The 1305-nt window shown below is 69.3% G+C and carries 2 protein-coding genes; one reads left to right on the top strand and one right to left on the bottom strand.

Translation table 11 applies throughout. The features are described from left to right. On the top strand, nt 1–518 hold a 518-nt coding region (locus tag ACIRS4_RS37305; protein WP_404204581.1), incomplete at its 5' end, for an Abi-alpha family protein. Between the two features lie 89 nt (nt 519–607). On the opposite strand, the gene ACIRS4_RS37310 is transcribed toward ACIRS4_RS37305, so the two are convergent. Then, nucleotides 608–1305, bottom strand: a 698-nt coding sequence (locus ACIRS4_RS37310; RefSeq protein WP_404204583.1) for an ATP-binding cassette domain-containing protein, incomplete at its 5' end; no start/stop codon positions are given.

The raw sequence follows: 1305 nt of genomic DNA on the forward strand, positions 1-1305 counted from the left end.
CAACCGATTCCGGGCACACCGCGCTGCTGCGCGCCCGCGGCGCGGAACTGCTGCGCCGCTCCGCGGACTTCCACGCCGAGGACGACACCCACCACCACACCGCCTACTCGCGCATCCTGGGCGAACTCGCGCCCGACGAGGCGCGCATCGTGCGGCACCTGTACCTGGACGGGCCGCAGCCCGCGGTCGAGGTGAAGACCGGACGCAGCTCCTACCGCGGCGTGTTCAACCTGCTGGGCGAGGACGCGGCCCTGCGCTACCCCAACCGGATCGACGAGTACCTGGCCAATCTGGATCGGCTCGGACTGCTCGACGTGACCCGCGAAGCGCTGGGCAACCCCAACCGGTACCAGCTGCTCGAGGCCATGCCGGAGGTGCGACGGCTGCTCAAGCGGGCGAGCTTCGGCACCAAGGTGCTCTACCGCACCGTCGAATTGACCTCGTTCGGTGCGGGTTTCGTCCGCACCTGCCTGCCCGTTCCGTCGCTGGACCCGCAGGTGCTCGAGCAGCACGGGTAGACCTCGACAGCGTTCGCAAACAATCAATCGCCGTCCACCACCAGGGTGAACGGCGATTGTCGTTCGAGCTCAGGCGTTGTCGCCGTAGCTCAGGCGTCTTCGGCCAGTTCCAGCCAGCGCTCTTCGGTGGTTTCCTTCTCGGCCTGCACCTGCTTCAGTTCGGCGCCCAGCTTGACCAGCTTGTCGGGCTCGGTGGCCGCTTCGGCGAGCGCCGCGTGCAGCTTCTCCTCGCGGTCGGTGAGCTTCTCCAGCGCGCGTTCCAGCTTGGCGAGTTCCTTGCGGGCGGCGCGGTAGGCGGCCGAATCCGAGGCCGGGGCAGCGGAATTCGCGGTGGCGGCCGGGGCGGCGGAGCGGGCCGGGGTGGCCGGGCCGCCGGTCAGCGCGGCGCGTTTACGCAGGTACTCCTCGATGCCGCCGGGCAGGTTGGTGAGTTTGCCGTCGCCGAACAGCGCCCAGGTGGTGTCGCAGATGCGCTCGATCAGGTAGCGGTCGTGGGAGATGACCACCATGGTTCCGGCCCAGCCGTCGAGCATGTCCTCGAGCTGCTGCAGGGTGTCGATGTCGAGGTCGTTGGTGGGCTCGTCGAGCAGCAGCACGTTCGGCTCGGCCATCAGGATGCGGGTGAGCTGCAGGCGGCGGCGCTCGCCACCGGACAGGTCGCGGACCGGGGTGCGCTGCTTGGCCGGGGTGAAGCCGAGCCGTTCGGCCAGCTGACCGGCGCTGATCTCCTTGTCGCCCAGCATCATTCGCTGCGCCACGTCCTGCACGGCCTCCAGGACCCGCATGT

Origin of the sequence: Streptomyces sp. NPDC101166 (genome assembly GCF_044768125.1) — a bacterium.
Taxonomy (GTDB): Bacteria; Actinomycetota; Actinomycetes; order Streptomycetales; family Streptomycetaceae; genus Streptomyces.